At 67.8% G+C, this 26,751-nt stretch carries 26 protein-coding genes and 8 pseudogenes; 19 read left to right on the forward strand and 15 right to left on the reverse strand.

The window, feature by feature from the left end:
* The first annotated feature begins 188 nt into the window (after positions 1-188).
* Positions 189-1,271: a PQQ-dependent sugar dehydrogenase gene (locus ACZ4U1_RS00840; protein ID WP_467900012.1), complete on the forward strand. Its 1,083-nt coding sequence runs from the start codon at positions 189-191 to the stop codon at positions 1,269-1,271.
* Between the two features lie 154 nt (positions 1,272-1,425).
* On the forward strand, positions 1,426-1,746 hold the full coding sequence (locus ACZ4U1_RS00845) for a hypothetical protein (protein WP_467897877.1): 321 nt from the start codon (positions 1,426-1,428) through the stop codon (positions 1,744-1,746).
* A 397-nt stretch (positions 1,747-2,143) separates the two neighbouring features.
* On the opposite strand, the gene ACZ4U1_RS00850 is transcribed toward ACZ4U1_RS00845, so the two are convergent.
* Entirely contained in the window at positions 2,144-2,647 is a 504-nt protein-coding gene (locus tag ACZ4U1_RS00850) for a hypothetical protein (protein ID WP_467897879.1), read from the reverse strand.
* A gap of 111 nt (positions 2,648-2,758) precedes the next feature.
* Positions 2,759-3,445: pseudogene (locus ACZ4U1_RS00855) on the reverse strand (transposase).
* Between the two features lie 917 nt (positions 3,446-4,362).
* On the opposite strand from ACZ4U1_RS00855, the pseudogene ACZ4U1_RS00860 reads away from it, so the two are divergent.
* A pseudogene (locus tag ACZ4U1_RS00860) lies at positions 4,363-4,711 on the forward strand (helix-turn-helix domain-containing protein); the annotation flags it as partial.
* Between the two features lie 224 nt (positions 4,712-4,935).
* Here the strand turns inward: ACZ4U1_RS00860 and ACZ4U1_RS00865 are convergent.
* The 3 genes from ACZ4U1_RS00865 to ACZ4U1_RS00875 all read right to left on the reverse strand — a co-directional run bounded on the left by ACZ4U1_RS00865 (position 4,936) and on the right by ACZ4U1_RS00875 (position 6,790).
* Positions 4,936-6,156 (reverse strand): alpha/beta hydrolase domain-containing protein, encoded by a 1,221-nt coding sequence (locus ACZ4U1_RS00865; protein ID WP_467897880.1) that lies wholly within the window; start codon positions 6,154-6,156, stop codon positions 4,936-4,938.
* Positions 6,157-6,461: 305 nt separating this feature from the next.
* Positions 6,462-6,584 (reverse strand): hypothetical protein, encoded by a 123-nt coding sequence (locus tag ACZ4U1_RS00870; RefSeq protein ID WP_467897882.1) that lies wholly within the window; start codon positions 6,582-6,584, stop codon positions 6,462-6,464.
* Positions 6,581-6,790, reverse strand: coding sequence for a hypothetical protein (locus ACZ4U1_RS00875; protein ID WP_467897885.1), 210 nt, complete (start codon positions 6,788-6,790; stop codon positions 6,581-6,583). Before ACZ4U1_RS00875 ends, ACZ4U1_RS00870 begins: the two co-directional genes overlap by 4 nt.
* A 458-nt stretch (positions 6,791-7,248) precedes the next feature.
* On the opposite strand from ACZ4U1_RS00875, the gene ACZ4U1_RS00880 reads away from it, so the two are divergent.
* Complete coding sequence (locus tag ACZ4U1_RS00880) at positions 7,249-7,791, forward strand: GNAT family N-acetyltransferase (RefSeq protein ID WP_467900016.1); 543 nt, start codon at positions 7,249-7,251, stop codon at positions 7,789-7,791.
* A 178-nt stretch (positions 7,792-7,969) separates the two neighbouring features.
* Here ACZ4U1_RS00880 and ACZ4U1_RS00885 read toward each other — a convergent pair whose 3' ends face one another.
* Both ACZ4U1_RS00885 and ACZ4U1_RS00890 read right to left on the reverse strand, forming a co-directional pair.
* Entirely contained in the window at positions 7,970-8,200 is a 231-nt protein-coding gene (locus tag ACZ4U1_RS00885; protein ID WP_467897888.1) for a hypothetical protein, read from the reverse strand.
* 127 nt (positions 8,201-8,327) lie between these two features.
* Complete coding sequence (locus ACZ4U1_RS00890; protein WP_467897891.1) at positions 8,328-8,822, reverse strand: GNAT family N-acetyltransferase; 495 nt, start codon at positions 8,820-8,822, stop codon at positions 8,328-8,330.
* A gap of 210 nt (positions 8,823-9,032) precedes the next feature.
* Here ACZ4U1_RS00890 and ACZ4U1_RS00895 point away from each other — a divergent pair, with 210 nt between their 5' ends.
* Positions 9,033-9,467 (forward strand): hypothetical protein, encoded by a 435-nt coding sequence (locus tag ACZ4U1_RS00895; protein ID WP_467897894.1) that lies wholly within the window; start codon positions 9,033-9,035, stop codon positions 9,465-9,467.
* A gap of 169 nt (positions 9,468-9,636) precedes the next feature.
* On the forward strand, positions 9,637-9,804 hold the full coding sequence (locus tag ACZ4U1_RS00900) for a hypothetical protein (RefSeq protein ID WP_467897896.1): 168 nt from the start codon (positions 9,637-9,639) through the stop codon (positions 9,802-9,804).
* 1,284 nt (positions 9,805-11,088) lie between these two features.
* On the opposite strand, the gene ACZ4U1_RS00905 is transcribed toward ACZ4U1_RS00900, so the two are convergent.
* Positions 11,089-11,565: a hypothetical protein gene (locus tag ACZ4U1_RS00905; RefSeq protein WP_467897899.1), complete on the reverse strand. Its 477-nt coding sequence runs from the start codon at positions 11,563-11,565 to the stop codon at positions 11,089-11,091.
* Between the two features lie 73 nt (positions 11,566-11,638).
* On the opposite strand from ACZ4U1_RS00905, the pseudogene ACZ4U1_RS00910 reads away from it, so the two are divergent.
* Together ACZ4U1_RS00910 and ACZ4U1_RS00915 are read left to right on the forward strand one after the other, a co-directional pair.
* Positions 11,639-11,875, forward strand: a pseudogene (locus tag ACZ4U1_RS00910) (hypothetical protein); the annotation flags it as partial.
* 71 nt (positions 11,876-11,946) lie between these two features.
* Complete coding sequence (locus tag ACZ4U1_RS00915) at positions 11,947-12,435, forward strand: GNAT family N-acetyltransferase (RefSeq protein ID WP_467897901.1); 489 nt, start codon at positions 11,947-11,949, stop codon at positions 12,433-12,435.
* 367 nt (positions 12,436-12,802) lie between these two features.
* Here ACZ4U1_RS00915 and ACZ4U1_RS00920 read toward each other — a convergent pair whose 3' ends face one another.
* From ACZ4U1_RS00920 to ACZ4U1_RS00930, 3 genes and pseudogenes are all read right to left on the reverse strand, one after another.
* On the reverse strand, positions 12,803-14,098 hold the full coding sequence (locus ACZ4U1_RS00920; RefSeq protein ID WP_467900019.1) for a phosphatase PAP2 family protein: 1,296 nt from the start codon (positions 14,096-14,098) through the stop codon (positions 12,803-12,805).
* A gap of 381 nt (positions 14,099-14,479) precedes the next feature.
* Positions 14,480-14,587, reverse strand: a pseudogene (locus ACZ4U1_RS00925) (VOC family protein); the annotation flags it as partial.
* Between the two features lie 32 nt (positions 14,588-14,619).
* Positions 14,620-15,015: a hypothetical protein gene (locus tag ACZ4U1_RS00930; protein ID WP_467897903.1), complete on the reverse strand. Its 396-nt coding sequence runs from the start codon at positions 15,013-15,015 to the stop codon at positions 14,620-14,622.
* Positions 15,016-16,069: 1,054 nt separating this feature from the next.
* On the opposite strand from ACZ4U1_RS00930, the gene ACZ4U1_RS00935 reads away from it, so the two are divergent.
* The gene (locus ACZ4U1_RS00935) at positions 16,070-16,645 is read left to right on the forward strand and encodes an AMIN-like domain-containing (lipo)protein (RefSeq protein WP_467897904.1); all 576 of its coding nucleotides are present in this window, start codon (positions 16,070-16,072) and stop codon (positions 16,643-16,645) included.
* 482 nt (positions 16,646-17,127) lie between these two features.
* Here the strand turns inward: ACZ4U1_RS00935 and ACZ4U1_RS00940 are convergent, their stop codons facing one another.
* Positions 17,128-17,901, reverse strand: coding sequence for a DUF1214 domain-containing protein (locus ACZ4U1_RS00940; protein WP_467897907.1), 774 nt, complete (start codon positions 17,899-17,901; stop codon positions 17,128-17,130).
* A 237-nt stretch (positions 17,902-18,138) separates the two neighbouring features.
* On the opposite strand from ACZ4U1_RS00940, the pseudogene ACZ4U1_RS00945 reads away from it, so the two are divergent.
* The 3 genes and pseudogenes from ACZ4U1_RS00945 to ACZ4U1_RS00955 all read left to right on the forward strand — a co-directional run bounded on the left by ACZ4U1_RS00945 (position 18,139) and on the right by ACZ4U1_RS00955 (position 20,212).
* A pseudogene (locus ACZ4U1_RS00945) lies at positions 18,139-19,256 on the forward strand (IS630 family transposase).
* Positions 19,257-19,287: 31 nt separating this feature from the next.
* A complete protein-coding gene (locus ACZ4U1_RS00950; RefSeq protein WP_467897909.1) occupies positions 19,288-19,608 on the forward strand; it encodes a MafI family immunity protein in 321 nt (106 codons plus the stop codon).
* Positions 19,609-19,663: 55 nt separating this feature from the next.
* Positions 19,664-20,212 carry a putative immunity protein gene (locus ACZ4U1_RS00955; protein ID WP_467897912.1) on the forward strand — a complete coding sequence of 183 codons (549 nt, stop codon included), beginning with the start codon at positions 19,664-19,666 and terminating at the stop codon, positions 20,210-20,212.
* A 309-nt stretch (positions 20,213-20,521) separates the two neighbouring features.
* Here the strand turns inward: ACZ4U1_RS00955 and ACZ4U1_RS00960 are convergent.
* A pseudogene (locus tag ACZ4U1_RS00960) lies at positions 20,522-20,944 on the reverse strand (transposase); the annotation flags it as partial.
* A gap of 189 nt (positions 20,945-21,133) precedes the next feature.
* Entirely contained in the window at positions 21,134-21,463 is a 330-nt protein-coding gene (locus ACZ4U1_RS00965; protein ID WP_467897915.1) for a hypothetical protein, read from the reverse strand.
* A 581-nt stretch (positions 21,464-22,044) separates the two neighbouring features.
* Here ACZ4U1_RS00965 and ACZ4U1_RS00970 point away from each other — a divergent pair.
* From ACZ4U1_RS00970 to ACZ4U1_RS00995, 6 genes and pseudogenes are all read left to right on the forward strand, one after another.
* A pseudogene (locus ACZ4U1_RS00970) lies at positions 22,045-22,317 on the forward strand (LysR substrate-binding domain-containing protein); the annotation flags it as partial.
* A 44-nt stretch (positions 22,318-22,361) separates the two neighbouring features.
* The gene (locus ACZ4U1_RS00975) at positions 22,362-22,628 is read left to right on the forward strand and encodes a hypothetical protein (protein WP_467900111.1); all 267 of its coding nucleotides are present in this window, start codon (positions 22,362-22,364) and stop codon (positions 22,626-22,628) included.
* Positions 22,629-22,930: 302 nt separating this feature from the next.
* Positions 22,931-23,092 (forward strand): annotated as a pseudogene (locus tag ACZ4U1_RS00980) (IS5/IS1182 family transposase); the annotation flags it as partial.
* A 19-nt stretch (positions 23,093-23,111) separates the two neighbouring features.
* Positions 23,112-23,408, forward strand: coding sequence for a DUF1918 domain-containing protein (locus tag ACZ4U1_RS00985; RefSeq protein WP_467897917.1), 297 nt, complete (start codon positions 23,112-23,114; stop codon positions 23,406-23,408).
* Between the two features lie 496 nt (positions 23,409-23,904).
* Positions 23,905-24,243, forward strand: a complete 339-nt coding sequence (locus ACZ4U1_RS00990) for a helix-turn-helix domain-containing protein (protein ID WP_467900021.1) — start codon at positions 23,905-23,907, stop codon at positions 24,241-24,243.
* A 143-nt stretch (positions 24,244-24,386) separates the two neighbouring features.
* Positions 24,387-24,800, forward strand: a complete 414-nt coding sequence (locus tag ACZ4U1_RS00995; protein WP_467897920.1) for a DUF3592 domain-containing protein — start codon at positions 24,387-24,389, stop codon at positions 24,798-24,800.
* 366 nt (positions 24,801-25,166) lie between these two features.
* Here ACZ4U1_RS00995 and ACZ4U1_RS01000 read toward each other — a convergent pair whose 3' ends face one another.
* Positions 25,167-25,589 (reverse strand): HU family DNA-binding protein, encoded by a 423-nt coding sequence (locus ACZ4U1_RS01000; protein ID WP_467897922.1) that lies wholly within the window; start codon positions 25,587-25,589, stop codon positions 25,167-25,169.
* A 17-nt stretch (positions 25,590-25,606) separates the two neighbouring features.
* Between ACZ4U1_RS01000 and ACZ4U1_RS01005 the strand changes: the two genes are divergently transcribed.
* Positions 25,607-26,539, forward strand: a complete 933-nt coding sequence (locus tag ACZ4U1_RS01005; RefSeq protein ID WP_467897924.1) for an SDR family oxidoreductase — start codon at positions 25,607-25,609, stop codon at positions 26,537-26,539.
* Positions 26,540-26,751 lie beyond the last annotated feature (212 nt).

Here is a 26,751-nt window from a genome sequence, read left to right on the forward strand (position 1 = left end):
ACCGGATCCTCATGATGCAGCGCAGCAACAAGCACCACCCCCTGGTATCGCGGTCGGCCGTGTCATTCAGGTTAGGAATCACATAGTCGTTTCAGAATAGGAAGGACAACAGGATGTCACACTTAAGGCTTTCGTCGCTGGGTTGGGCCCGGCCGGGCATGGTCGTGTTCACCGCTGTCGCCGCCATCATGGCCTTCGGCACGTCCGGGCCGGCCGCTACGGCGACGGAACGGCCCTTCGTCCCCCCTGCGCATGGCGACGGAACGGGTGCGCCCCGCGCAGGTGGCGCACCATCAGGCATCAGCACGCTCGCGGACAAGCTGACGACACCCTGGGGGATCTCGTTCCTCCGGGGCCATAAGGCGGCGCTGGTAACTGAACGCGACACCGGAGTGGTCTGGAAGATCGCCCTGGACGGTGCCAAGAAGAAGGGTGGCACCGTGCCGGGCGCGGTGTGGAGCGAGTCACGGGACAAGGGCGGCCTGCTGGGCGTCGCCGTGTCCCCGACCTGGAACGGCACCACCGACAAGGACGTGTTCTTCATGGAGACCACGGCCGCGGACAACCGTGTGGTCAGAATGCACTTCGACGGCACCGGACTGAGCGGCTACACCCCGATCCTGACAGGAATCCGCAGGGACCCCCAGGAGACCAGGCACAACGGCGGGCAGATCGCCTTCGGACCCGACGGATATCTGTACGTCACCACTGGCGACGCCTCGGAGCGCCACCTGGCCCAGGACAAGAAGTCGCCCAACGGAAAGATCCTGCGGATCACCAAGACCGGCGCCGCGGCTCCCGGAAATCCCTTCGGAACCCGCGTCTACAGCTACGGTCACCGCAACCCCCAGGGACTGGCCTGGGACCGCGCCGGACGCCTGTGGGAGACCGAGATCGGCGCCGAGAAGTGGGACGAACTCAACCTCATCAAACCAGGCAAGAACTACGGCTGGCCGACCTGCCAGGGCAACTGCTCCACCTCCGGCATGACGAACCCGAAGATGGTCTGGAAACCGGACGAGGGAGGCGTACCCGCGCAGATCGCTGTCGTCAACGACGTCATCTACGCCACCACGCTGAGCGGCCGCCGGCTGTGGCGGATGCCGATCGACGCCACCGGCGAGGACGTCGAACACGCGACGGCCTACTACAACGGCACGTACGGCCGGCTGCGGGCGATCGCCAAGGTCCCCGGCGCCGACCAGCTCTGGATGGGCACGAGCGACCAGGGCACCGGCAAGGACCGCATCCTCAAGGTGAGAATCAAGTAGAGGTCCGAAGCCGTGGCCAGAGCCAGCGGGGGCGCTTGATCGGGCCGAACTTCTCCGGCCTCGGGGACCCAATGCCGCCACGGCCGCACGATGATCCAGAAGAAACGCTCTAGTAGTGCTTCGTTACCGGCCGCGCAGCGTCTTGGGCTCGCTGATGTCCAGGCAGAGGCCGGGCGAGGGCGGCGCCCACGACCGCCTCGTCCAGGCCCGGCTCGCGGCGGCGGCCGCGCGGGACGAGAGCGAGGTGACGGCGGGCTTCAGCGAGCAAGTGCCGGCGGTGGACCGGCCGCGACCGTTCATCACGAACGGTCTCGGCGACGTCGACGGCCGGCAGGGCGACGTCGACCACAGCGGCGACCCGGACCCAGATCGCGGCCGTTGCGGCGCGGGCGTGCTCGAGGCCCACGACACCTCACCGCCTACCTGGACCGCCGTAGCAGCTGCGCGGATTGGCTGGAAAGTGTGCCGCCCATAGGGGTGATGGCGTCTTTGGCTGATGCGATTGCTGGACAGAGTCCCAGGTGCCGGACTTCCTAGAGCAAAGGGACCAATGTGATTCACCGCGCCGCCGTCATTGCCACAGCAACTCTCATCGGTCTGACTTCCGTATCCACCGTCACCGCATCGGCTGCCGACATGCGTCCAAGCAGTGTCGGAACGCCCCACGTGCGCAGTTCCCTCGCGCCCGTATGCACGGTCAATGACAACGGCGTCAACTACAGGGGAGGTCCGGGCCCCGAGTATCCTGTGCTGGGGCAAGTGAATCGGGGACAGAATCTCAACTACCGCGGCCATCAGGGCAACTGGGTCATGGGCGATCTGTGGGGCGGTACCACCGGTGTGTGGATCCACACCGCCTACCTGGACAACTGTTAAGCCCTGAGCTGTTGATTGGTGCGCCGTGGCTTCCTCCCGACGCTGTGATGGGTAGGGCGGCTGAACGCCTCACCGGTCGCAAGGCGACGGGACGGCTTCGGTGCACCGGCCGGAGAGCCGGTGTTCGCGTGCAGGCTTCTGAACCCTATGCGGACGCGGGCGGGTGTCAGTTTGTGCGGATCAGCCAACTTCTCCCAGGGCCTGCCGAGGTTGGTGGCCAGCAGGCGGGCAAGCCGGAGCTGGGCATCGGCGGCGATCACGAGCGAGGTCCACCGGTCAGCCGCTGCCGAGCTGCGGAGCCGGGTCTGGTCCAGCCGAGAGTCTGTTTGGACAGGCGGAATGTGGGCTCGATGTCGAAGCGGCGGAGGAAGGACCGCACAGCAGCAGTCGATGTCCGCTTCGGTGGCGCTGGTGCGCGACCACCACAGCGAGACCGGCTTGTTCACCCGGCCGGACGGCAGCTTCTCCATGACCAGGCGGATCACGGTGCCCTCGATCATGGGCAGCGGCCCGCCGTGGTTAAGCCATGCGGCCCGGCGGGTCAGCCGAGGGTGCAGCCGGTCCCACCCCCGGGCGGTTGCCTTCCCCGTAGAGCCTGGTGTCAGTGACCGTCATGGCTTGCTCGATGCCCCACGTGCCATGGGCGCCGAGACGAACTCGCCGCCGTGCTTGGGTGGCCGGCCACCCTTGGGGTTGGCCAGGTGGAACTCTTCGCAGGAGGGTGTAGGACGCCGCATCACCCGGTCTGAACGGAGTCGGCCGAGGACTTCGACGGGCAGGTCATCCAGTAGATGGATGATGCGCGGGGCATCGTAGCCCGTGGCCGGCACGACCAGGACCTCCGAGTCATCCGGCCGCCACAGGCCGGCGGCGACCAGCCGCTCGACGACCTCACGGATCTGCACCGTGGTCCCCGCGGCGACGTCGGCGCCGGGCTCCAGACGGGCCGCGTCCAGCACCGCCGTCCAGGACGTGCGGCCGGTCTCCAGCGCGGCCACCACCGAGTACGGCGCCATCTGATGCTTACCCTCACCCGGCCGAAGGTGTGCCAAAGGGCCCGGTCAGCATGTATTGGCGTTCGGTCGCAGCCACGGCGAGACATCCACCGCCAGCACAAGCCGACCGTCCGCCGCCCTCGGCAACGGCACCCCGACCAGAGCACGACGCAGCCGGGCGACGTCGATCCGGGCCTGGTTGAGTCCGCAGTACAGAGCTCCGCGCCCACGGCGTGTTCGGGCGCGAGCGCGAGATCGACCAGCGTCCGCACCGGGCCGCCCGCGCACAGCAGCGCGTCGCATGACTCGAACAACGCGTCGCCCCGCGCGGTCAGACACGCGTACGGTTCCGACCGGAAGTGTGACGCTTCCGCGAACGCGTCCCGCTGGACGCTCTGATACACCAAATTCACGACCACGGCCTTCGCACTGACCCACTCTGTGACGGGGCGCCGAACGAGGGGCTCAGGGCACCGCCGATGCCCCCGGCGTGGGCGGGCACTGTGACGACCAAGCGGTCCCGAGAACCGCCGTCGCGAGGCCGGCCGCCGTAATTGCCTTGCCGAAGAGTTTCATGCCCGGTGAACGACGCTTCGGCGGTGTAGGCAACGAGTCCTGAGCGTGCGCCGGTGGTCGCCTCACCGTCAGCACGCTACGGCGAGGGCGGCTGAGGTCATCAGTCTGCCTGAAGAGCGCTGCCCAGGCTGCCTGTGACGGTAAACCCGCCGAGCTGGTTCACCAGCACACCGTCCTGGAAGACGGTCACGAGGACCCCCAGCCGGCGCCGAGGCTGACCAGTCCGACAGCGAGGGCCTTCAGGGGAGCGACGGGACCGCGAGTGTAGGTACCGAGCAGTAGCCATAGTCCGAAGCACAGGATGAGTGCAATGGCAGGCAATGCCTCCTCGACGGCGGCCCCCGTGTCAGCGCTTAAGGCTGCTGTGCCACCGACCAGCACGTGCGCCGGACTGGCAGCGACCTCACGGCCACCACGATCTCGTCGGCGTGCGCGGAACCGGGGGCGCCCGACAGTGAGGGAGTGGTCCGGCCGGACGACAAATCGCTCACGGAACTGGCCTGCGGCTGCCGTAGACGCGGGCGGCAACGTTCGCTCGTCGGGGGTTCCCAGCCAGGCGTGCTGGAAGGGCAGGGCCATCATGGTGACATGTGACCGCCGTGACCGGACTGGGGCTGCTCACCTTCGCCGGCGTCGGCGTCCCCGGCGAACGCTTCACCGCCACCCGCGAGTGGACCATGCACCGGCTCAGCAGGCCCCTCACCCTCGCCACACTGTCACGGCAGGCCGAGGGCCTCGCCACGCACCTTTCTCCCAACGCTTCGTCGAGGGGACGGCTACACGCCGAGGCAGTGGATGATGCGCGCCCGCATCGACCTGCCCCCGCGAACGGCTCGAACGCTCCCAGCGCAGCGTCGGACAGATCGCCGCCGCCGTCGGGCCTCGGCGCCGGCGCGAACCTGCGCCTGTCTGCGTTTCCAGCGCATCCTCGGCACCACAGCAAGCGAGTACCGGTGTTCGGCGTTGTCTCCTCCTGGCCACCCAGGAGGCTGACGTCCGGTTCTTCCGCGGTGCGGGGCAATCAGCCCAGTGCCGGGTGGGCGCCGTCCTCGATCACCGTCGTGCCCGCCGCCACCGTCGTGCCCGCCGCCACGGCCGGCAGGTCCGGCTCGCGCCGCACATGGGCGTCTGCCTTGTTGCCGGGTACCGGCCAGGCGAAGGTCAGGCTTTCCGTGCCGGACGCCGGCCTCGTCCTGTCACGGCCAAGTGCCCTGCACTCAGGCCGCGCAGGGGCGGATCTCGACGAATTCGGTGTAGTGGTCGCGGTAGGTTTCCGTGAACGTGGAGGGCGGGCACAGCCTGGCACGGCGCCTCATGTCGTCGGCGTCCTCCGGCAGGATGAAGCCGGCCTTCTTGTAGTCCCGGAGTTTGTCGGCGAAGGCCCTGGCATAGGCCTGGTGGCTGCTGAAGCCCAGTTGCCGCACGGTGCGCACGTTGTCATAGCTGCCGGTGAACCCGGTGACGAAGCGGGCCTCGCCGAGTTCCAGGAACGGCAGCCGGGGCACGCGCCGGCCGGTGCGGTCCTCGGTGATCGCGTTGCCGTTGGCGTCGCGGACGACGCTGCCGTTCGTGGTGCGCAGTTGCGTGCTCTTCGGCGGCGCTGACCCCTTGCGTACCCAGTTGTGGCCCTGCAGGAAGTGTGCGCGCAGCTGGGGCACGAAGGTCGCCGGTGTTGTCCCGTGCACCGGGAAGGGCACGTTCAGCGGCGCGTCCAACGGATCCGGGACGTGCGGGCTTCCCGCGACGACGTAGAACCGGTACCGCTTGGTCACCTTGCCCCGGTCGGTCAGATTCGAGGGGTTGTCGAATTCCGAGTTCACGATGAGCACCTTCCCCTTGTAGCGGCCGGCGGCGATGTCGGCCTGGGGGTCGAAGCCCTCCGTGGTGATGGGCAGCACCAGGTCGAAAGCGCCTGTGGCGTCGCGAGAATGGACAAGGCGCAGGAGCGGGTACGAGCTGTCGGAGAAGCCCGTGCCGTACCGGCGGGACAGCTTGCCGACCAGAGGACGCGCTCCGGAGGAGCGGGAGGACAGTGCGCGGGCGAAGTCCGTGATGATCTCGTCGTCGACCCTCGCACCGTCCTCCTCGACTCCGCCCTCGATGAAGGTGCCGGGCACGGACGGGTCGAGGATGCGGTTACGGAGGGTGCTCCAGCCGATGCCGGCGTGCACGAAGCCCCGGCGGAACAGGAAATCCCTGCCCAGGTAGACATTGAGTGTGCCGAGGCCCGTCACGAAGTGGGACGGCTCCACGAGAGCGGTGCCGTTGCTGCGGTGCGGATCGGCAGGGGCGCTGATCCGGTACGGCACGCGGAACCGCCCGGTCGACGTCCTGCCCTCGAACACACCGTCGTACTGCACATAGCGAATGCCGCCGAACGAACCCAGGGGCGTGACCACCGGATCGCTCAGCCGGTCCTGGGCAGCGGCGGTGCTCACCGTGGGGCGGGACGCTGTTCCCGGCGGGGAGTCAGGGCGGGCCGCCTGGGCAGCTGGAGCCGGAAGGGCCGTCAGTCCGGCCACCAACAACGTGCCCACCTGAAGAAACCGCGCTCGCCAACGGCGTGCAGCGGGGCTTTTGGGTCTGGAACTCAGCAAAAGCATCGGTGCTCCTCCTTCCGCGCCCGCGGCACTCGTCCGGTGCCCCGGCGCTGGAATCAGCGGATCACCCGATGCCCGAGTCGGCCTTCCGTCGTAAGCCGAAGGAGCGAGACGGCTCCCTCGCCCGGCCGATCGCGAGGCCGTCAGACCTTCTGGCCGGTGACCTCGACCTTCATGCCCAGCCCGACCATCGTCAGCCCGACCATCGTCAGCCCGGCGACTCCGCCGACGGCCGAGCCGCTGGGACGACCGGACGAACCCGTCACGGGCGGCGGAGGCGGCGAGGAGCGTTCTGCTTGCTCTTGCCTGAGATGAACTTGTCCCGGTCCTTGCGTCCGGCTGCCGGCTGCCGGCGGCTGGCAACCGGCCACCGGACCCGGATCTCGGTGCCGTCGATGATCCCGGTCTTCCCGCTCACACCGAGATGGTCGACGACCTCGGTCAGAGACCGCAGCCGCACGCCGGAGCTCACCGTGCGTCCTCGCTCGGCGAGCAGCGGTCGTACCTCGGGATGGGGTGGGTGATGGTGGAGCGGTCCACGTCAGACCAGCAGGCCGGCACGTCGTGCGTGCGCGGGCCCGTGTCGCAGATGCACGAGGGGGGCCAGGAGCCGGTCGACAAAAACCAGCCGGTGCTTCGCGTCGGCGCCCAGGGCGCGCTTCCGCGGTCTGGACGCAAGCTTCGCCTTGTGCCTTTCATGCCACAACCGGCCGAAGCCTGCGACGAGTTCAGCGATCACGTCAGCCGACAGGCTCGTGATCCCCCGGTCCCTGATGATCGCTGCACGAGATGCGTTCCCCACCACACGACCGTGATCAACGATCAGGAAGCCGACGCCTCACCGCCTACCGTGCACGAGTTCGTCAGGGCATTTACCGAAAGTGCCTGGTGAGGATGGCGGAGAGCCCAGTGGTGATCCAGAATGATTGGATGGTCCCGCTTGACACTCCCCGTTTGATCCTGCGTCGCTGGCGCGAGGAAGACGTTGCGCCCATGGCTGCCGTCAATGCCGACCCCGAGGTCATGCGGTGGATCCGTGACGGCAGCGTCCTTGACGAACAGCAGACTCGCGGCCGGATCCAGGCATGGGAGAGCGAGTGGGAGTCGCAGGGCTTCGGCCTGTTCGCCGTGGAGATCCGGGCCACGGGCGAGCTGGCCGGGTTCACCGGCCTTTCGGTGCCCAACTACTTGCCGGAGGTACTGCCGGCGGTTGAGGTCGGCTGGCGGCTGGGACGTTCCCACTGGGGACAGGGCTTGGCCACCGAGGCTGCTGCGGCCGCTGTACGGTTCGGGTTCGAAGAACGAGGGCTGGAGCGGATCGTCAGCATCGCTCAAGTGGGCAACGACGCCTCCGAACGAATCATGACCAAACTGGGGATGCATCCGGTCCGTGAGACCGTCAATCCCAACGGCAACCGACCAGTACGAGTGTTCGCGTTGTCGTCGGACCAGTACGTCACAACCACGCGTTGACGGCGGCAACGAGGACGGTAGCCCCGTAGCGGACCGCGACCCGCGCTTCTTGCGGCTGCGGACCTGGTCGGCCTTGTCCGGAATGTTGCAGCGGACACCGCGACGCTGAGGGTAGGCGCGGTTCTTGCGGGCCGCCTACGCCTTGTCCGCCCGCACCCGTCGCGGGCGCACGCGGGGCCTACCGCACCCAGTCGGAGCACCCCGATGCGTGTTGCAACTCCCCTTTTTGACGCGCACCGGCGGCGTGCTGGTAGGCGCGCACGTCCGTGGAGTCCACGTTGAGGCCCCAGGTCATCAGCTCCTTGGCATCTCCTCGGACCTGCAACGCGGTGAAGATCCGATGCCAGGTGCCGTCCCGCTGCCATCGACGGAACAGGTCAGGTCGTAGACCCGGCTCCAGGGTCCGCACTCGGTGGGCATGTCCCGCCAGGGACACCGGTGCGGACCCGGAACCGTATGCCGTCGAGGAACTGTCGCCGGGACCACGTCAGCGGGCGGCCGGGCTTCTTGCCCCTCGGCAACAACGGCTCCAGCACTTACCGGTGATGGTTGGTGGGTCGGGGCCGCGAGACGTCGAGCGGCAGATCTCGGTGGAAGACGGCCATAGCCCGGCCGGGGCCGTTGTAGTCGTCGACGATCTTCGTGTCGAAGCCGAGGCTGCGGTGGAAGGCGATCGAGCCGGTGTTCTCGACTGATGTGATCGCCTTCAACTTCCGTGCACCGTGACGTTCCGCTGCTTCAGCGAACGCCGTGTACAGACGACGCCCGAGACCGGTGCCACGGGCATCATCCCGCGTGGCGATCAGATGCACGTACCCGGTTCCGTCTGGGGTGACGAACCCGAAGACGTACCCGCGGATTCCGTCCTCGGCGTGGGCAACCAAGCAGGTGGAACCGAACTCCTGCACCAGGGCCAGAAGGTGCAGCGACCGAAGGTCGCGTTCGCCCCAGTAACGGGAGTGATCAGTCAGGACCTGGTGGAAGTCGGCCACCGCGGCCGGTGCGATGTGTATCCCCATGATGACGATCATGGCAGGCGCCTGGCCGTTACAAGGGAAGGTCCGCGCCGTTGGACAAGTTGCGGCGCAAGCTACAAGCGACTCATCCGCCTCACCCCATAGGACACGCTCTGAGCGGCCCCGTACCTCCGGTGAGCGTGTCCTCGGTCATTCCCGCAACGGCCTCAGGACGCCCTTCTGTTCTACGCTCGCTGGACCGTGGAGCGTGTGCGGAGACCGGAGGTGCTCGTGGAAGTGATGGCGGCCGAACTGCTCATGGCGCTGGCCAGCGGTACGGCGGGGGCTGCGGGAGCCCAGGCGTGGACGGCTCTGCGGGATCTGGTGAGGCGTGACACAGCGTCGGGCACGGAGCCGGGCGGTGGCGCGGCTCAACTGCCACCGGGCGTGGCCGAAGTCGACGCCTTGGAACAGAACGTCGGGCAAGAGCGAGCCGCTGCCGACGCCCGTGCGCTCGCGCTCGCACTGGAGTTGAGGGCCAGGCACGACGCCGCCTTTCGGGCGGGCCTCGGGGCCTGGTGGCGGTCGCAGGGGCGAGCGGCCGAGGACGCGTGGGTGCGGCATGCCGGCGAGGGCGACGTCCATAACACGATCGAAGGCGGCACGCAGCGCAACGTCGTCATGGGCCGGGACTTCCATGGCCCGATGAACTTCCATTGATGGCCGAATGAGTTTTACCGGCCGGTTCCCCGATCAAGAACGCACGCCCCAACTTCCCCCGGTGCGTGGATGATTGCCCAGGATTCCCTCGCATGCTCAAAGCCGAGCCGCGATGGCCCTCCGTAGCTACCATGTCACCATCGGAGCGCAAGCGACCCACGGGGGGCCGATGACTGAGCGGGGGCCGGCCGGAGGCGATTCCCGAGGCGGTTTTCACAACGTCTTCAACGGCAACGCCGACATCGTCGTCCAGTTCCGGGACAACTACGGCGGCATCCACTTTCACATCCCACGGGCCGAGACACCCGAGAACCCTACGTCGTCGACCTGCGCCTGAACCGCGACACCCTGGAGTGTCAGTGGCGGCACCGGTATTCCTCCCGCTTCGAATGGCGGCACGTCGACGAGATCGCGTTGCACGATTTCAGACCCCGCGGCGTCAGCACTGGCCGACACCTTCTCCAGGTCCGCCTGCGACCGGACGCGTTGACTCCCGCCGAACGACGGGCGCGCGACACGGGGTGGCGTGTGGTCTGCGACCTCGGGCCGATGGCGTCCCTGCCGCCACGAATCGACGCTGCGCTGAAGGAGTACAGCGCTTACGGGCTTCAGCCGGAGAGCTTCGCCCTGTGGGAAGAACAGTTCGACTCCGACTAGTACTCCAGCGCGGTTTCGTGATCGCGTCGACGCCGGGCCGGGCGTGCCTCTCCAGGGATCGCACGGAGGCATGGCGGGAGTGGGCCAACAACATCGGCGTTGAGGTGCCGTCTTCCGCATGGTGTGTCAGTGCACTGCGGCGGAGCCGGTGGAGTGTCCACCCCTCCAGGTCGTCGAAGTTGGCGGGGGCCGCGAGGGATTGGTCAGCAGCCGGGTGCTCTTCTCGAAGACTTCTTCCGCCCGCCGGTAGGGGCAGCCGTGCGCGGCCTGTCACGGGGCAGGTGTCCAGGGTCGACGTGCTGGCGGGGTTTTACGGTCGGTGAGGAACAGCGGGCCGTGGATACGGCCGACGATGAGCCGCGGCAGGAGCTGGGCGGTACCGGAGCCAACCTGTGACCAACCGCTCATACGCGGCTCCCGTGTCGCGGTGGACCGCCAGGCTCCGAGCGCCTGCCCCGTGACAACAAGCGTCAGCTGCCCTGAGACGGCACTGGTCCGACGGGATCCAGGACATGCCCCGGCGAGCAGCAGGACGACCAAGACCGGGCGGGCATCGGCGCGGGCAGCTGTTTCCCGTACCGCCGCCTCCGATATCCAGCCGGAACGGTACAGGCGAGGTGCATGGGGTGAAGTCGTCATGACCCACTCATCGTGCAGGGCGGGTCGACGCCCCGTAGCTACCCCGGCCCCGCCGCCTGCAGGAGAAACAACCAAGGCCCGACGTCACTGAGCCCGCTCACCTCGAAGCCCGCGTACGCGACCAGGCTCTCCAGCGAGTCCACGTGGTTCTGCGCCAGGGCGCGAGCTGCTCCGCCGTGCACCATGGGGCGGCCCAGGCTCTTCCACAGTCAGCACCCACGATCAACAGGCCCCCCTCCCGGGCGGCCCTCCCCCTGTCCGGCACCCGTCGCGCTCGTCGACCTGAGAGCTGTGCCGCAAAAGACCTCGGGAGTCGGTGGGTGAGCTATCCCATGACCTCGCGGGCTGCGTCGAGAAACGCCGACCGGTTGCCCTCCAGGTAGTCCCGCACGCTCTCACCGTCGGGCAAGCCGTGCCAAACGGTCCGGTTGAGGTCAAGGAAGTGCGCGTGTGCCGCGTCATGGACGGGAAGGGGAAACTGGATGCGGAGGAGCCGATCCGCGACCCACAACCGGTACATGACGTCCCGGGTCGTGAGGTACCAGTCATCGGTGTCCTCCCACTCGGACGGCCGGGTGTAGGCGCATCGTTCCGCCTCTGCCGATACCTCGATGAACCGCTCCAGCAGCGCCAGCCGTTCCGCGCGGCGGGTCTCCGACAATGCGATCCGCTGCCGTTGCTGTTCGGCACGTTCCGCTGATTGCTGAGTCTTGTGCTGGACGAGGTAGGACAACACGCCGCCGAGGACGACGCCGCCCAACGATATGAGTGACACCCAGACCTGACCTGCCATGCCGATCATCGTTTCACAGCGTCGATCTTTGAGACGGCCTCGCTGCGGCTGCTGTGATCACGGCGTCGGTCGGAGATGTCCTATGGCGCACCAACCTCCGCTGTGCGGCATCTCGAAGTCCGCAGCCGGCCGCATCATTGACCACCTCGGCCCGTCGATCGCACTCCTTCTACGCAGGCGGTTCGGCAAGGACACCGAACTGATCGTGGACGGCACCCCGGTGCCCACCCGTGACCACACGATCGCTGAGCAGTCGAAAACTAGCGGCACCGGCCTGGTCATCCCAGACGTTCGTGAGCGCGGCGAGGCCGAACTCCCGGTCCGGAAGCGAAAACGGCTTTGCGTCCCGTGTGATCGGCGTGGATGCTGGCTCCGCCGGAGGTGCTGAAGATGACCAACGTGGTGTTGAAGCTGTCAGCCCGTGCCTTGGTGCATGCGGACCTGGCGTCGCTCGGGTGGGCAGGGTCTGACCATCACCTGGCCGGCGTCGCCAAGCAGTTGGAACGTGCCCGGATCGGGGAGGTCGACTACCTTGCGGTATGCCCTCCAACGAACATCCCTGTAGCGAAGGGCGGCGTCGACTACCAGGTCAAGGAGGGCGTCGGCACTTTGCGGCAGCTGGCAGTCCACCCCGCATTGCAGTCGTGTGGGATCGGTACGTTCCTTGTCGAAGCCGCAGAACTGCGGATAAGGAACCGCGGTCTGCGGCAGGCCGAGTTGGCTGTGGAGGAAAGCAATCCCCGGGCACGGGCGCTATACGGACGACTGGGATATGTCGCGTATGACCGCCAGCCGGACTCGTGGGACGAGCAAGCCGCTGATGGATCGTTGCGGCGGTACGAAACGATGTGCACGTTGATGCGGAAGGAACTCGCCTGAGCGCAGTCACCTTCACGGGGCTGTCAGCGGACGGGGCGTCCCAGGCCATGCGACATCGGTTCCGGACGGCGTCCTCGAAGGCTGTTGACCACGGCGGAAGCCTCGTCCTCGAATCGGACGAGAAGCTGTGGAGCGCCGGAGCGGCTCCTCCCGGAGCGCCCCCTACCGACCCCTGACCATCTTTTACGGGACAGCTCTCAGGTCCTGGCGGCGCTCTGGGGGGCCCGGTCGGAGTCTGGCGGAGTGCCGGGCCCCCGAACTCGTACTGGATGTACTCGGGCCCGGGTCCGCTGCGGCGAGCGGGGTGCCCCCTCTGAGCTACCTGACCTGCCTGCGCGGTTGGCCGACGACGTCTGAGACAACACGCTCAGACGGGTTCGGGTTGCGGTTCCGGCTGTCGTGTGGGTGCGGCCGTCGCTTCCCATAGCTTGGTGATCCGTACGTAGCCGTAGACCACAGAGGTCATCGCCAGAAGGAGAAGTGGCCCGGAAATCCCTTGGTGTCTGGCCAACTCCATCGGCAGATAGCGGTACGACACCAAGAGCGCGGCAAAGACCGTAACGCCATAGATGACCAACTGGATTCCTTGCCGGTCCCAGCCACGGTCGAACGAGCGCAGCGCTGCCTCTATGGTGAGCGCGAACACTACGCCGGCGACGAGATCCGCGCCGTAGTGGTAGCCGAAGCCCAGCGTGGCGCAGAGCGTGGCAATCAGCCAGAACGTACCTGCGTATCGCAAAAGCCGTGAGCCCTTGCGGGAGTGTATGAATATCGCGGTAGCCCACGCTGTGTGCAGGCTGGGCATGCAGTTGCGCGGGGTGATCCCGTCGTACGACATCAGGTGCGGCGTGGTGATCGACGGCGGCGTGTCCGGCCACAGGTTGGCCACCGCCCACTGCACGCCGCCGGTGCCGGAGGCGCCCGGGCCGTAGGCAAAGACCGGTCCGACCACCGGGAAGATCATGTAGATGGCCGGTCCGAGGAAGCCGATCAGCAGGAAGGTGCGCACCAGGTGGTGGCGCGGAAAGCGGCGTTCGACCGCCACGTCACGCAACTGGTACAGCGTGACGACCACCGCGGCCACCGCAAGCTGCGCGTAGACCAAGTGGAGAAGATGGGTGCCGATCGGGTCGGTTGCCCTGACGATCCGGCCTACCAGCCACGACGGATTGCCCAGCGCGTGATCGGCGGTTGCCACATACTGGTCGAGCACCGTCGGGCGGGTCTTCGACGTCAGGAACAGCCAGGTGTCACCGATCTTACGACCGGTCACCAGCAGCAGGCCCAGTCCGACGCCCTTCAGCAGCAAGACGCGTTCCGGGCCGGTGCGGCGCGTGACAGCGACGACCGCGTATCCCAACATCACCCACAACGCCCCATTGCCGAAGAAACGGTCGTCGGTCACCCTGACGTCGACCGCCCACCGCACCAGCAGGAAGCCGACATCGATCCCGATCGCGACCCCAGCCGCGATGAACCGTTGCCGCCAGGTGAGCACCACCATCATCAGCGCCAAACCGCCGTACAGCGGCCCCGGTTTGGGGGCGCATATCAGCTCTCTCACCTGGCTGGAAATCGGCCCCGGTTGACCGTATCGGCGCGCGGCGACCTCCAGCACGACCAGGAATCCAAGGGCCGCCACACCCACTGCGACCCACACCATCGCTCGCTGTTGACGCCATGCGGCCAAGACAGTTCTGACATTTTCTTGCGAGAAAACCCGCGATGCTGTGGATTTCAATCGTTTAGCCGTTTTGTTCAAGTGGGTTCGACAGATGAAAATCGATGTGGGCAACCATCGAAGTTCGAACATGCTATCGGAGCGATCCGCGCGTCCTTGTGGGGGTCGACGGTGCCACCAGATCCTCGTCGGGCGACCAGCAAGCAGGCCCCGCCGGGTCTTGTCGACGCAGTGCACCGGTCCCAGCGCAGGCGTAGCCCAGGCGGCCGACGACTTCGGCGGCGGCGGATGCCGTCATCCACACGCTCTGTGGCGTGAGCGTGGGCGAGCAGTCGGGCAGGCGGGCGGGGCTCCGTGTCAGGCCGGGCCGAGGACGCAAAACTCGTCGCCCTCCGGGTCGGCCAGAACGCTCCGCGAAGTGTCGCCCCCGCCGACATCGGCGAGCGCCGCACCCAGCTCCTTCAGACGCGCGGCATACAGCCGCACAGGCCGCCTGGACGTGCTCAGTGGTCACCCGCGGGCGGGCGCACGGGGCGTGGGAGGGGTTGACGCCAGTCGCCCAGCGTCGTCAGGAGAAACTGGCGGGCCAGAGGACGTATCTCGTCCCACGCCGGATCTGTGGCCAGGGCGTTTACCCAGAGGCCGGCGCGGCTGGCGGCATCGATCTTGCCGAGGCGACGGCCGATGGCCTGAAGATCACGCAGATTCTTGGGTTCGAAGACTCCGCGCTCCGCGAGTCCTTCGCAGACGCGGCAGAGGAGCTCCCCCTCTTCAACGACGGCCTCCGTCTCCAGCTCCCGCTCCCCCAGCCAGGCAAGCTGATCCTGGGTGTCGGCTGCGAGGAGGGCCATGAAGCGCAGCGTCCAGGTACGCACGTGCGCATCGCCGAAATGGTTCATACACCGCAGGATCGCACCTAGGGTGCGTATCAAAAGTGGATCTTGAACATGCGATGTCCGTCGGGAACCTGGCGCACCGGTCCACGGCGGGTGCTGGGAGTAACGAACGCTGCATCGAGGTACGTGCCTTCGGAGCCTGCGTAACCAGTGCCGGCACCTTGACGTGCAGGCACCCGCCGACAGGGACGAGACCGGCGATGGCGTACAAGCTCGCTGGTCACTCCGTGGAGTCCGTGGGTCATGCCATGATCCGGCCTCGATGTCGGCGCGGACCAGAAACCCAGTGGCCTGGTCATCGGCTCCAACGGCGGCGGCCTGTCCTATGTCGCCGGCCCTCGTGGGGTGATCTACCGGACACGGACGGCGTCGCTGGACAAGCCCGAGCTCAACCGGGTGGCTGATGACCTGCGGCACTTTCTGGAGCTGCTGGAGCAATCCCTGACACGGTTCGCAGCCAACGGCGAGACTGGTTACCTGTAGGGAGAACTGGGCACCTCCGCTCCCCCACCTCCCCCCGGCTCCCCTCCCCTGCGGTTCCCGATCCGAGCCGATGAGCTGCGGCCGGTAGGGCGAGAGCAGCGCATCCGGTACACGCAGGGCGAAGCGCTCGTAGTCCCAGCGGGCCGCTCAGGCAGACGTTCCCCCGCCGCGTCCCAGCGCCGTACGAACGCGGCCAGGACCAGGCGCTGCAGCTCGGCCAGCTTCGATCCGCACGGCTTCGCACAACTCGGCCTCTCGTGCGGCGGCGGCCTCGACCTCGACCTCGGCGGCGAACTCGGTCTGGACGACCGCGTCGCCGTCCGGGGCGTACACCGCGCCCGGGCCGCGGCGCCGAGCAGCCAGTCCATGCGCTCCTACTCCTCGCGCTCCGCCCGGCCGCGCGTGCCGTCGGCCCCGGTGCTCATGCCGGGAGTCTTGGCACACATCGAACCGGGCGTCCTCGAAGTGATCTCACGGACGGCAAGATTCCCTATTTGCCCGACCTGGCGTACAACCTTCCGGTGCGGTAGGCCGTCTCACTCAACACCAGAGTTACGCGACCAAGGGGGACAGGATGCGACGTGTCAGAGCGGCAGTGGCGGTGATCATGCTCGCGGGCGCCACGCTGGGGACGGCGTCGAGCACCGCGGGCGCGGCCCCGGCGGAGGGACCACGCGCGGCGGCGGCCTGCCCGACAGGCTGGGGCAGCGGCGCCAAGGGTGGTGTCACCATGGGGGCCGATCACCTGGAGGACATCAGGACCGGACAGCACGAATGCTACGACCGCATCGTGTTCGACGTGCCCGGCGGCGGCGACCGGATCGGCTACCACGTCCAGTACGTGGACCGGTTCTACGCGGACCCCTCGGGCCAGTACATACCAGTTGCCGGCGGGGCGATCCTCGACATCCGCGTCGGCGCGTGGAGCTACGACCTGGAGGCCGGCGTGGCGACCTACCCCGGAGAGGTGGGCGAGGCCCTGCCCAGCGTGAACATCAGCGGGTACCGCACCTTCCGGGACACCCGGTTCGGCGGCACCTTCGAGGGACAGACGCAGGTCGGTCTCGGTACACGCGCCCGGCTGCCGTTCCGCGTGACGCAGTTGAACGACCGGATCGTGATCGACGTAGCGCACAGCTGGACGAGTTAGCTCACGCCCGGCCCGGCATGGGCACCGCACCCCAGCCCTTGACTCCCTCGCCGACCGGCTCCTGCTCCATGGACAGGTCCTCACTGACGACCTTTGGCGGGCCGGAGTCGAGTCGACGCTGCTGTGGATCGATTACACCGCCAGCCAGCTGACGCGAGGGCCGGTGGCAGGAGGTAGGACAGCGGCTGGTGGAAGGGCTCCCGTGTGACGTGGACGCTGCCGGAGCCGATGCTGAGCACTCCGGTACCCAGCCGCGCTGGCGGTGATCTGGCCGAGCCGGGCCGGTGCGTAGAGCCCGAGGACGAGCTGACGGCCTACCGAGCGGTAGCGGATCGTGCCGTATCCGCTGATGAGGAGGCCGCCAAGAAGCATGATCGCCCCTGCCGCGACGGCGCGGTTTCCGCGGTACGGTGCGAACTTGGTCACGGCTACATCAGTGATCTCCGCCGGCCCGGGCCCCGGCCGGAGCGTCCGGCGGTGCGTCAGGTCCTGCGTACAGCGGGCGGTACCCAGCGCCCGCTGAGGACCTCCGGGCGGGGGGCGTACAGGCGCAGAGTGACGCCCAGCGGGCCCGTAGGGGCGGGAAGCCAGTTGGCTTCGCGTTCGGGGCTGGGATGGGCGTGGCTGATGAGGATGTCGAGGGAGCCGTAGCCGTCGTAGCTCAGCCGATCGCGGTCGCCGAACGCGAAGCGGTTCAGCTCGTTGGGTGCCTGGAATCCGGCCGTGTCGTACATGGTGACCGACCAGAAGGCGGAGACCGGGGGCATCACCTGGTTGGCGCCCAACCCGACCATGCTGACGACAGCGCGCTGGAAGTAGTTGTCGCCGTAGAGCCCGATGTTTTCCGTGACGACCGCCCAGCCGTTGGCCTGCCGTCCCAACGAGGTGCGGGTGGCGAGCATCTGCTGTTGGGCCTTATCGACGCCCGCCTGGATCTCCCCGAGTCGCTCCGGAGTGAAGTCGCTGTCCATGAAGGGGCGGCCGGGGACGAGGCCGAGACCGGCAATACGGGCCAGGACGGAGAGGTCCGTGGCGTGCGGGGAATGCACGCGCAGCAACTCCGCACCGGGGCGGAAAAAGTCGACGGCACTGAGTCCGTTGACGAAGGTGACCGTGTAGTCGTCTCGGATCACGTTGACGAACTTGTAGTCGTCGGGACCGTTGGTCTGCGTGCGGCCGATGACCCATACACAGGGCGTCGGCGCCGGGATGGCGGTGGCGTCCTGGGGATCTCCGACCTGGTCTCCGGGCGCCACCAGGGTCTAACGCTGCGGGCGGCAGTCTGACGGAGTGGTCCGGCTGGCCGGTTCCTGCTCGCTGCGGCCGGGCGGCCTTCTACGATCCCGGCTGCTTGGGAGCCCGTCGGCATGGATGGCCCCGAGTCGCCCCGGGTCCCAAAGGCTCAGCTAGTGCTCTGACCGCATAGGTTCGCGGGGTTGGTGGTCGTGGCGGTTGGATGTGTGGTTACGTCTGATCCGACCGCTGGAGGCGCGGTGGCCGAGCCTGTCCGTGTGCGCAGACTGACCGACCAGGAGGGCAGAAGCTGCAGCACATCGTGCGCCGGGGCAGCACCGACTCGGTGCGTTACCGGCGGGCGATGATGCTGCTGGCGTCGGCCGGCGGGAACCGGGTGCCGGTGATTGCCCAGCTGGTACAGGCCGACGAGGGCACCGTGCGCGACGTGATCCACCGGTTCAACGAGATTGGCCTGGCCTGCCTGGACCCTCAGTGGGCGGGAGGCCGTCCCCGCCTGCTCAAGCCTGACGACGAGGACTTCGTCATCCAGACGGCCACCACCCGCCCCACCAAGGTCGGCCAGCCCTTCACCCGCTGGTCCATCCGCAAACTCGCCGCCTACCTGCGGAGAGTGCACGGCCACTTCATCCGCATCGGCCGCGAGGCGTTACGGTGTTTGCTCGCCCGCCGCGGCGTCACCTTCCAGCGGACCAAGACGTGGAAGGAGTCGCCCGACCCCGAGCGCGACGCCAAGCTCGACCACATCGAGCAGGTGCTGGAGCGTTTCCCGGACCGCGTATTCGCGTTCGACGAGTTCGGGCCGCTCGGTATCCGGCCCACCGCCGGGTCGTGCTGGGCCGAACACGGTCGGCCCGAACGGCATCCCGCGACCTACCACCGCGCCCACGGAGTGCGCTACTTCCACGGCTGTTATTCGATCGGCGACGACACCCTGTGGGGCGTCAACCGTCGTAAGAAGGGTGCTGCGAACACCCTGGCTGCGCTGAAGTCGATTCGTGCCGCCCGGCCCGACGGCGCCCCGATCTACGTGATCCTGGACAACCTGTCCGCCCACAAAGGCCCCGACATCCGCCGCTGGGCGAAAAAGAGCAAGGTCAAGCTGTGCTTCACCCCGACCTACGCTTCCTGGGCCAATCCGATCGAGGCCCACTTCGGACCGCTGCGGCAGTTCACCGTCGCCAACTCCAACCACCGCAACCACACCGCCCAAACGCGCGCCCTGCACGGCTATCTGCGCTGGCGGAACCAGAACGCCCGCCATCCCGACGTGCTGGCCGCCCAACGGCGCGAGCGCGCCCGCATCCGTAGTGAGAAGGGCATCCGCTGGGGCGGGCGACCGGCGAAAGCCGCGTGACCATACGAACAGCACCGGCGACACTGACGCCATGACCCTTGATCGTGAGGCAGTTCAGGCCAGCTGGAACTGCACCCGTAACCACCTCGACGCCGCTCGGGCCCACCTGACGGGCCTGGCGAACATCGACCTCTCAGCGACGCGTGAGTTCCTGGAGCACAACGAGCTGGGACTGGCCTTCGACTGTCTCGTCGATCTCGGTGACGACCTCGACCTGCCGCTGACCTTCTGGCAGCACCTCGACCGAGCAGCTCGTGAGATGCGGCTCTACAGCGATGCGCTGCACACACCCCACCTCACGGCTGCCGACCTCTGCCGCCGCCACCTCGCAGCTGCCTCTGAGAAGGAATGACCCGCCAACCCGGCGAACCTTCCCGGTCAGAGCACTAGTCATGCAAGATGAAACGATGACAGCGGAAGTGAGCGAGATCGTTCTGAGCAAGCAGGACCTTCGTGCGGTCACTGCGTTCGCCGCGACGTGTGCAGAAGTGGTGCTCAAGATATTCGAGGTCGATCAGCCGGGCGACTCGCGGCCTCGAGATGCTGTCAATGCCGCGTGGGAGTTCGCCCGGGGCGGCGAACGCGGAAAATCTCTGCGCGACACGGCGTCGGCGGCCCTCAAGGCAGCCAAGGGCACGAACACTGCGGCTGCGCGCGAGGCAGCATGGGCAGCGATGTCCGCGGCAGGTGCCGCCTACCTGCATCCATTGGCCAAGGCCACCCAGGTCAAGCACATTCTCGGAGCCGGCGCCTACGCAGCCAGAGCAGCGGAACTCCTCGCCGGCGACGATCGGAGCGTTGGCGCCAGGCACCTTGAGCAGACGGTGCACCGTGCCACGCCCATCGTAGTTGACGTACTCAAACGCTTCCCCGCGGCGCCAAGTGGCGGAGGACGAGTTGGTGAGTTGATCCGCGTGCTGGACGCTCACCTCCGTTCCCTCACCTTCCCCGAGTGACTTTCAGCGTTCGGACGGCGCGGGTCCTCAGAACCGCCAGTGGTTGACTTCGAGGGTCGTCAGTACAAGCGGGGCGCGCAGGAGGCGGGTGGCGCGGGGCTGAGTCGGAGCAGAGCTTGGTGAGGTTCGCCGATCCTGAGGTGGGTGACGCCGTACTCGACCGGGTGCACGTGCGGTGGCGAGAACCCGGCCGGCGTCCCCCTGACCGACCGTGAGCTCGTGGGCGCGGCCGGCTGGAAGCCGGTGACGATCCTGGGGTCGCGTACGTCGTTGTCCAAGCGGCGAAGGCCGAGGTCCGCGAGGGCTGCACGAGGTCCGGCCCGACTCCAGCGCGGCGACGAACGAGTATGGCCAGCCGGGCACGAACTGGTCCGACGAGCGTCCGCTGCGGCCGTAGACGGGGCAGAACAATCGGTCCGCGCTGCGCGGAGCGTCCGGCCGGAGCCAGTGGGTGACGTCCACCAAGGCCACCGCCAGGACCAGGCGCCCTTCGGCGGCCTCAGGTTGCGGCAGCCCGGCCAAGATCTGCCGCAGCCCCGGCACATCCACGTTCCCGTGGTTCAGCGCCGCGTACATCGCGCCGTGTCCGCGACGGTGCTCGGCTGTCAGCGTGAGGTCCACCGGCGTGGTCACCGGACCGTCCGCGCACAGCAACGCGTCGGTCAGCTCGAACAGCGTGTCCCCACGCACGTTCAGGCAGTCGAAGAAGTCGTCCCGGAAGTGTGACGTCACCGCGAACGCTTCCCGCCGGCATCGTGATGCAGCAGACTCATCCCCCCACGGCCTTCCTACTGGTCAAGTGCCTCTTTGGGCGGAGCACAGGATCAGACGGAGGCCGTGTTCACGTCCCCGGAATCCTCGAACGAGCGATCACTTTCGGGACATCGTGCGAGGTCAGACCAAAAACAAGCTGAGCGGCAGTCACGGGGGGAACTCTGTGAACCTCACGCTGTGGTACTCGGGCAGAGTGCCGTTGTCGCCGGGGTTGAAGAATCCGAAGATCCCGCCACTGCAGTTGCTCTGGAAGTAGACGTTGGCTACGCGGTTGGTCTGGTTGGAAATTGGGCCTCCGCCGTTTCCGAGGTTGAAGCACGTGTTGTCCGCGGGGTTGGTCAGGGAGCGTTCAAGGTCTCCGGGCTGCTCGTGGTAGAAGAAGGTGCCAGTGGCTGCCTGAGCGGTTCCCGTCGGCATGGCCAGAGCCAGCAGGGCAGCGGCGGCGGGTGCGTACAACGCGATGTTGCGGTATCGCATGACATGACCTCCGATGTGCAGGTCTGCCTAGCGAAGCAGAAATCGTCAAAATTATTGCCGCTAGTTACTTAATCCACTCAAGAGGGTGAAACCGGAAAATCGGAGTCATTACACCGGCTATCTGATCCGCCACCACAGGCGCCGACCTCCTGGCAGGGTGTGGCTGCCTGCTCCGGATCTCCTTCAGGTCCACCAAGCCGGAGTCGTCATGGCCGGAGGCGAGGAACGTGTCGACCGCCGACGCGGAGGCGACGCGTGTGAGCCTCACAGACCTCACAGGTTCATCGGGCCCCGGAGCAGTGGGCTTCCACCTGTCGCCACTGTCACGCCCCGCGCGTTCCCGGCACACTCAGCCCACCAGCGCGCGTGGACGAGGAGAGGTGCGATGCCCATGAGACCGGCACCGAGAACCCGTACGGCTACGATCCCGAGACCAACACCGTCCGGGCACGACCTGGCGCGGGCTGCTGCTGATGTTCCGTCGCTGATGTGTGAGCAGGAAACCTGCTGCTGGGGCTGCATGAAGGACTACGACTACGACCTGTCCTTCAGCCGCACTGCTGGGCCATCTGTCCCTACGGTTGCGGATCGGTACGTTCCAGGCGGCTGCCCCGCACCTGCTGCCACCAGCCCTGACGGCTCTGCCGCACCGCCATCCGGAAGCCGACGTCTCGGTCGTGGACGTGGTGTCCGGACGTGGAGCGGACGAGATCAGCGCAGGGCGCCTGGACGTGGCCATCGTCGCATCCTGGGGCACGCCGCTCACGCCGTCCCCGCACCTACGGGCCCACCCGCTCCTGCTGGACCCGATGGTCGTGGTGCTCCCCGACGACCACCCACTGGCCACCGGGCATCCCGCGGACACGGAACTTCACCTGAAACAACTGCGCAACGAATCGTGGGTTTTCCATCCTGGCCGGCCAACGCTGGCCGCGAACAGTTCCACGACGCCGCCCGCGAGGCCGGCTTCACACCCACCGTGCGGTTCGAGACCGAGTCCTACGACGTCGCCCAGGCCCTCGTCGGCATGCTCATCGACCTCCTACGCGACGTCGCCCGCGACATCACCGCCACCTGGGAGGCTCCCCTACAAGCAGACCAACAACGCTCATCGAAATCACCGCAGAGAGCTGAGAAGCCCCAGGTTCTGAGAGGTGACCTGTAGTACTTGAGGACCTCGTATGCCGGTCGCCAAAAACGGCGACCGGCCACCGGGTTTCCCTCAGTTGACCATCATCCCTGCCGGGCCGGACCAGCACGACCTGGCCTCGGCGACCGTGCGGCTGCAAGCCCACAGGTCATCACCGTCGGCCGCTCCTTGCCGTCGGCGTCCTTCACCTTCTGCTGGCAAACCGCATGTACGTGTCGATCTTCCTGGCGAGTTCCTGCGCGGAGTCGTAGCAGTACTCGGGGGCGGGAGCCTGCGGGGTGCCGTGGATCTTGCCAACCGGCACTGGCCCGCCTGTGGGCCTGCTGGAGATGGACGACTTCGCGATTGACGGCTCCCACATTCGTGCACTCAAAGGGGATCATGTCGGATCCTCTCCCGTCGACCGCGGCAGCCCCGGATCCAAGCACCACGTGATCGCGGACCAGCACGTCACCCCACTGGCCGCCTCTGTAACCGGCGCGTGCGGCTTCGAACATCATGCAGTGTTCCGGGTGTCCTCCGTTCGGGGCAGCTTCGCTTGGTGATCCTGGCCAGAGGGAACGCAGGAAAGGTCAGACAAGGCAGCAAAGTGCAGTGGAGGACGATGATGCGTGCGTCCGTAGGGGACGAGATCTATGTGCGCGGGAGGACCGTCGGCTCAGGGATCATCGTGGGGAGATCGTCGAGGTGCGAGGGGAGGACGGCGCGCCCCCGTACTTGGTGCGATTCTCGGGCGGGCACGAAAGCTTGATTTTCCCGGGCTCAGACTGCGAAGTGACCGCACCGAAGGAGTAGGCGGTGCCCGGGCCGCTTCTTTGCCGGGGAGTCCGGCACGGACGCGCCGGAGTTGGCGAGAGCGACGACGGTACGGAGCGACCCGGGCGGTTCAGACCGGCCACTCACGCTCCCTGGCCGGGCTTCCTCGTTTCCATCTCACGCTCGTGGGCCCCCTCCGCCGCAAGTGGCAATCGTCCTGCGTCCCGTGCGGCCGGCCTGCCGCCGCAGAGAGAGCGCCGGCACCGTCAGCGGCGTGTAGGTGACCGGGGCCGCACTGGCTCCAGGTCGACCTCGGCCAGGTACACCCCGTCGAACAGGCACGCCTCGCGTGGCCGCGACCCTGAGCCGCGAGCGCGCTTGCCCTGGCTGACGAACCGGCCCCACTGGCCGTGTTCTCAGTGGACATCGCCGATCGTCACCGGGCATAGCTCGCCAGCGCGCGACCGTGCTACTTGGCGGGTCTTTCGAGCAACGGGGGGAACTGAGCGAACGACTGCTGCAGGCGCTGCCCCCCGTGCTGGGGCGCCGGCCGAGGGCAGCCCCTACCCGTCGGTGGAAATGGTGGCCGAGGAGATCGCCCGAGACCGGCCGGGACAGAGCCCGTACCGGACCGGCTGCGGGACCTGACGCTGGTCTCACCGCGCTGGTCGGCGAACCGTCCACGGCCTACCTCGCGAGCTGGCGCATCGCCTTGGCCGCAGACCTCCTGCCAAAGACCGACCACACGGTGGGCACGATCGCGAGGAAGGTGGGCTATGCCAACGCCTTCACGCTGAGCGTGTCGTTCAAGCGGCTGCGCGGCACACGGCCCAGTGATCACCGGAGCCCGGAACCAGGACGGCGAGCCGGATGAGGTCCGTCGCCGCAGTCAACGACCCTAGGAAGATACTTGCGATGTAGAGTCCGGCCAGGTAGATCGTGGCGGTCTTCTCGTAGCGGGTACCATGCCGCGCCACTGCGAATAATCCGCCTGCGATGCGTAGAAGGGGGAGGGGTATGCATTGGGGCGTCTGGACGGTCGTCTGCCTTCTGCACCTTCCACTTGCCGTCGCCGTCTGGGGTGGAATCCATCTGTATGCGAAGCTGGTGCTGCGGCGACGCGGGCTGGCCATCACGGGTGACTGCGTCAATGTCCAGCGGTCGGAGAACTCCGCGTTCACCAGTTACCGCTACCGGATCGCCGGCCATGGTTCCTTCTCGAAGAAGACCCGTGGATACCGCTGGACCTATGCCTCGCCCGGCGAAGAGGTCGAGGTGACCTACGATCCCAAGAACCCCGCGCGGGCCCGCATCACGGCCGAACTGGAAGTTCTGGGAGTGGAAATCGGGATCGTCGCGGTCTGTCTCACCGCCCAGGTCGTAATGGAGTTCGTCGCGCTGATGCTCTTGCAGCTCTTCCACGTCTTCTGAGGAGGCGGTGGGGGATCGCACACCGGGTGCTCACGCTCTGGGGGGGTGTTCTCCGCTCGGGTGGGTGGTGTGGTGAACCGGTGGGAGCTTGGGGGGTGGACGCGAGCGGAAGCCGCCGTAGGGGAGCCGGACTCGCCGGCCTGCCACGCTTCATCGATCCGATCAGGACCGTACGAGGCGGCGGAAGGCGAGGCCCGTGAACGGGGCGTAGACAGTCGCCACGAGCACCGGACCGTCCATGACGAGGGACGTCTGGCTGCCGCGAATATGCGCGCGTACCTCATAGTCCAGCCTGAGGTGGACGGGGCGTCAGGCGGCCTATGGAAGGCCCGTCCCCCCGCGTCCGGCCCATGGTGCGGCAGGGGCTCATCCGACCCGGCCCTGGAGATACTCGGACAGCGCCTTGCCCGGCCGGAACGCGGCCGTGCCGTCAGCGCTGTGGACGCTGCCGAAGCTGCCCAGGCCGACCGTCTCGTCGGCCTTGAGCGCCTCGGCGATCGTCCGGGGGTGTTCCACCGTCCCGAAGAGGGTCTCCCTTACCCGGTCGATCTCCTCCGGGGCGAGTCCTGCTGCCGGGGTCTCGGCGGCGCGGCGCGCCGTGATGTCGATGAGGTGCGTCCTGTCCGTGATCGCCCTCCCGTGTGCATCGGAACGGCAGTGGTCCGGCTCGTCCGCCCTCGCGGCAACCCTCGCCGCCCGCCTCTCAGGGAGGGCCCTGGCGATCATGCCCAGCGCGCGCGGGACAGACGGTGGTGCGAACGTGGAGACAAGGCGCTGGAGCGCCCGCACCCGGACGGAGGTCGGCCATGGCTAGCACCGGTGCACACGCCCACGGGTGCGAGGACCCGCTGCGGGGACGTGTCGCCGTGGTCACCGGGGCGGCCCGCGGAATCGGCGAGGCGCTCGCCGGCCGCCTGTCCGGCATCGGCATGCGAGTCGCTCTCCTCGGCCGTGAAGCGGAGACCCTGCACCGGGCGGCGGCGTCCCTGCCGTCCCCGAGCATCTGCGTCGAGGCGGACGTCACCGACCGTGCCGCCTTGGACCGTGCCGCCCAGCAGGTCGCCGAACGACTCGGGCCCGCGAGTGTGGTCGTGGCCAACGCGGGCATCGCGGTGGGCGGGCCGTTCAGCCGAACGCCGGCCGAGCTGTGGCAACGGGTCGTCGACGTCAACTTGATCGGCTCCGCCAACACGGCCAGGGCCTTCCTGCCGCAGTTGGCCCGCACTGGTGGCTACTTCCTCCAGATCGCCTCGACCGCCGCGTTCGGCTCCGCGCCCATGATGAGCGCGTACTGCGCCTCCAAGGCGGGGGCGGAATCCTTCGCACAGGCACTGCGCGGCGAGGTGGCACCCGACGGAATCGGCGTCGGTATCGCCTACCTGCACTGGACCGGCACCGACATGATCAGCGGCATCGACGACCATCCCGTCCTGCAGGCACTGCGCCGGCACCAGCCGTGGTTCGCGCGCCGAGTGCACACACCCGCGCAGGTCGCCGACTGGCTCACCACCGGGATCGTCCGCCGGGCCCACCAGATCTACGCACCCCCCTGGCTGCGCTGGTGCCAACCGCTGCGCCCGCTCTTCCCCGCACTGGTCGGCCGGATCTCGCGACGCGAACTGATGACCCGCTCCGACACCGAACTCGCCGCCGACCCAGGTGTCCTGGGCGCCGGCGGCCGCGCCGACTGGGACGCCTTCACCTCCGCCGCACACCCCCGGCCACGGCCACCCCGATGAGCCCCATCATCGATGTGACGACCGCCTGAGCGCGGCGGGGTTCAGGAGCCGCCCCGGGCTCGGCGGCGCCCGGGGCGGGCGGGACCGTCGGACCCCGTGAAGGCGCAGACCGCCGGTGGCGCGGGGCCGGGGGAAGTAGAAGCTCAGGTCTCCTGCACGGGGGGGGGGGGTGGGGGGGCGGAGTCCTGTTGGGTGTAGAAGACGAAGGTCGC

The organism is Streptomyces sp. NPDC028928, from assembly GCF_055564915.1.

Excerpts from the sequence above, each read along its gene's own strand:
- ACZ4U1_RS00840 (WP_467900012.1), top strand. The coding sequence starts at position 189 with ATGGCCTTCGGCACGTCCGGGCCGGCCGCTACGGCGACGGAACGGCCC.
- ACZ4U1_RS00845 (WP_467897877.1), top strand. The coding sequence starts at position 1,426 with ATGTCCAGGCAGAGGCCGGGCGAGGGCGGCGCCCACGACCGCCTCGTC.
- ACZ4U1_RS00850 (WP_467897879.1), bottom strand. The coding sequence starts at position 2,647 with ATGATCGAGGGCACCGTGATCCGCCTGGTCATGGAGAAGCTGCCGTCC.
- ACZ4U1_RS00880 (WP_467900016.1), top strand. The coding sequence starts at position 7,249 with ATGGTCCCGCTTGACACTCCCCGTTTGATCCTGCGTCGCTGGCGCGAG.
- ACZ4U1_RS00890 (WP_467897891.1), bottom strand. The coding sequence starts at position 8,822 with ATGATCGTCATCATGGGGATACACATCGCACCGGCCGCGGTGGCCGAC.
- ACZ4U1_RS00900 (WP_467897896.1), top strand. The coding sequence starts at position 9,637 with ATGACTGAGCGGGGGCCGGCCGGAGGCGATTCCCGAGGCGGTTTTCAC.
- ACZ4U1_RS00905 (WP_467897899.1), bottom strand. The coding sequence starts at position 11,565 with ATGATCGGCATGGCAGGTCAGGTCTGGGTGTCACTCATATCGTTGGGC.
- ACZ4U1_RS00915 (WP_467897901.1), top strand. The coding sequence starts at position 11,947 with ATGACCAACGTGGTGTTGAAGCTGTCAGCCCGTGCCTTGGTGCATGCG.
- ACZ4U1_RS00920 (WP_467900019.1), bottom strand. The coding sequence starts at position 14,098 with ATGGTGTGGGTCGCAGTGGGTGTGGCGGCCCTTGGATTCCTGGTCGTG.
- ACZ4U1_RS00930 (WP_467897903.1), bottom strand. The coding sequence starts at position 15,015 with ATGAACCATTTCGGCGATGCGCACGTGCGTACCTGGACGCTGCGCTTC.
- ACZ4U1_RS00935 (WP_467897904.1), top strand. The coding sequence starts at position 16,070 with ATGCGACGTGTCAGAGCGGCAGTGGCGGTGATCATGCTCGCGGGCGCC.
- ACZ4U1_RS00950 (WP_467897909.1), top strand. The coding sequence starts at position 19,288 with ATGACCCTTGATCGTGAGGCAGTTCAGGCCAGCTGGAACTGCACCCGT.
- ACZ4U1_RS00955 (WP_467897912.1), top strand. The coding sequence starts at position 19,664 with ATGACAGCGGAAGTGAGCGAGATCGTTCTGAGCAAGCAGGACCTTCGT.
- ACZ4U1_RS00965 (WP_467897915.1), bottom strand. The coding sequence starts at position 21,463 with ATGCGATACCGCAACATCGCGTTGTACGCACCCGCCGCCGCTGCCCTG.
- ACZ4U1_RS00985 (WP_467897917.1), top strand. The coding sequence starts at position 23,112 with ATGCAGTGTTCCGGGTGTCCTCCGTTCGGGGCAGCTTCGCTTGGTGAT.
- ACZ4U1_RS00995 (WP_467897920.1), top strand. The coding sequence starts at position 24,387 with ATGCATTGGGGCGTCTGGACGGTCGTCTGCCTTCTGCACCTTCCACTT.
- ACZ4U1_RS01005 (WP_467897924.1), top strand. The coding sequence starts at position 25,607 with ATGGCTAGCACCGGTGCACACGCCCACGGGTGCGAGGACCCGCTGCGG.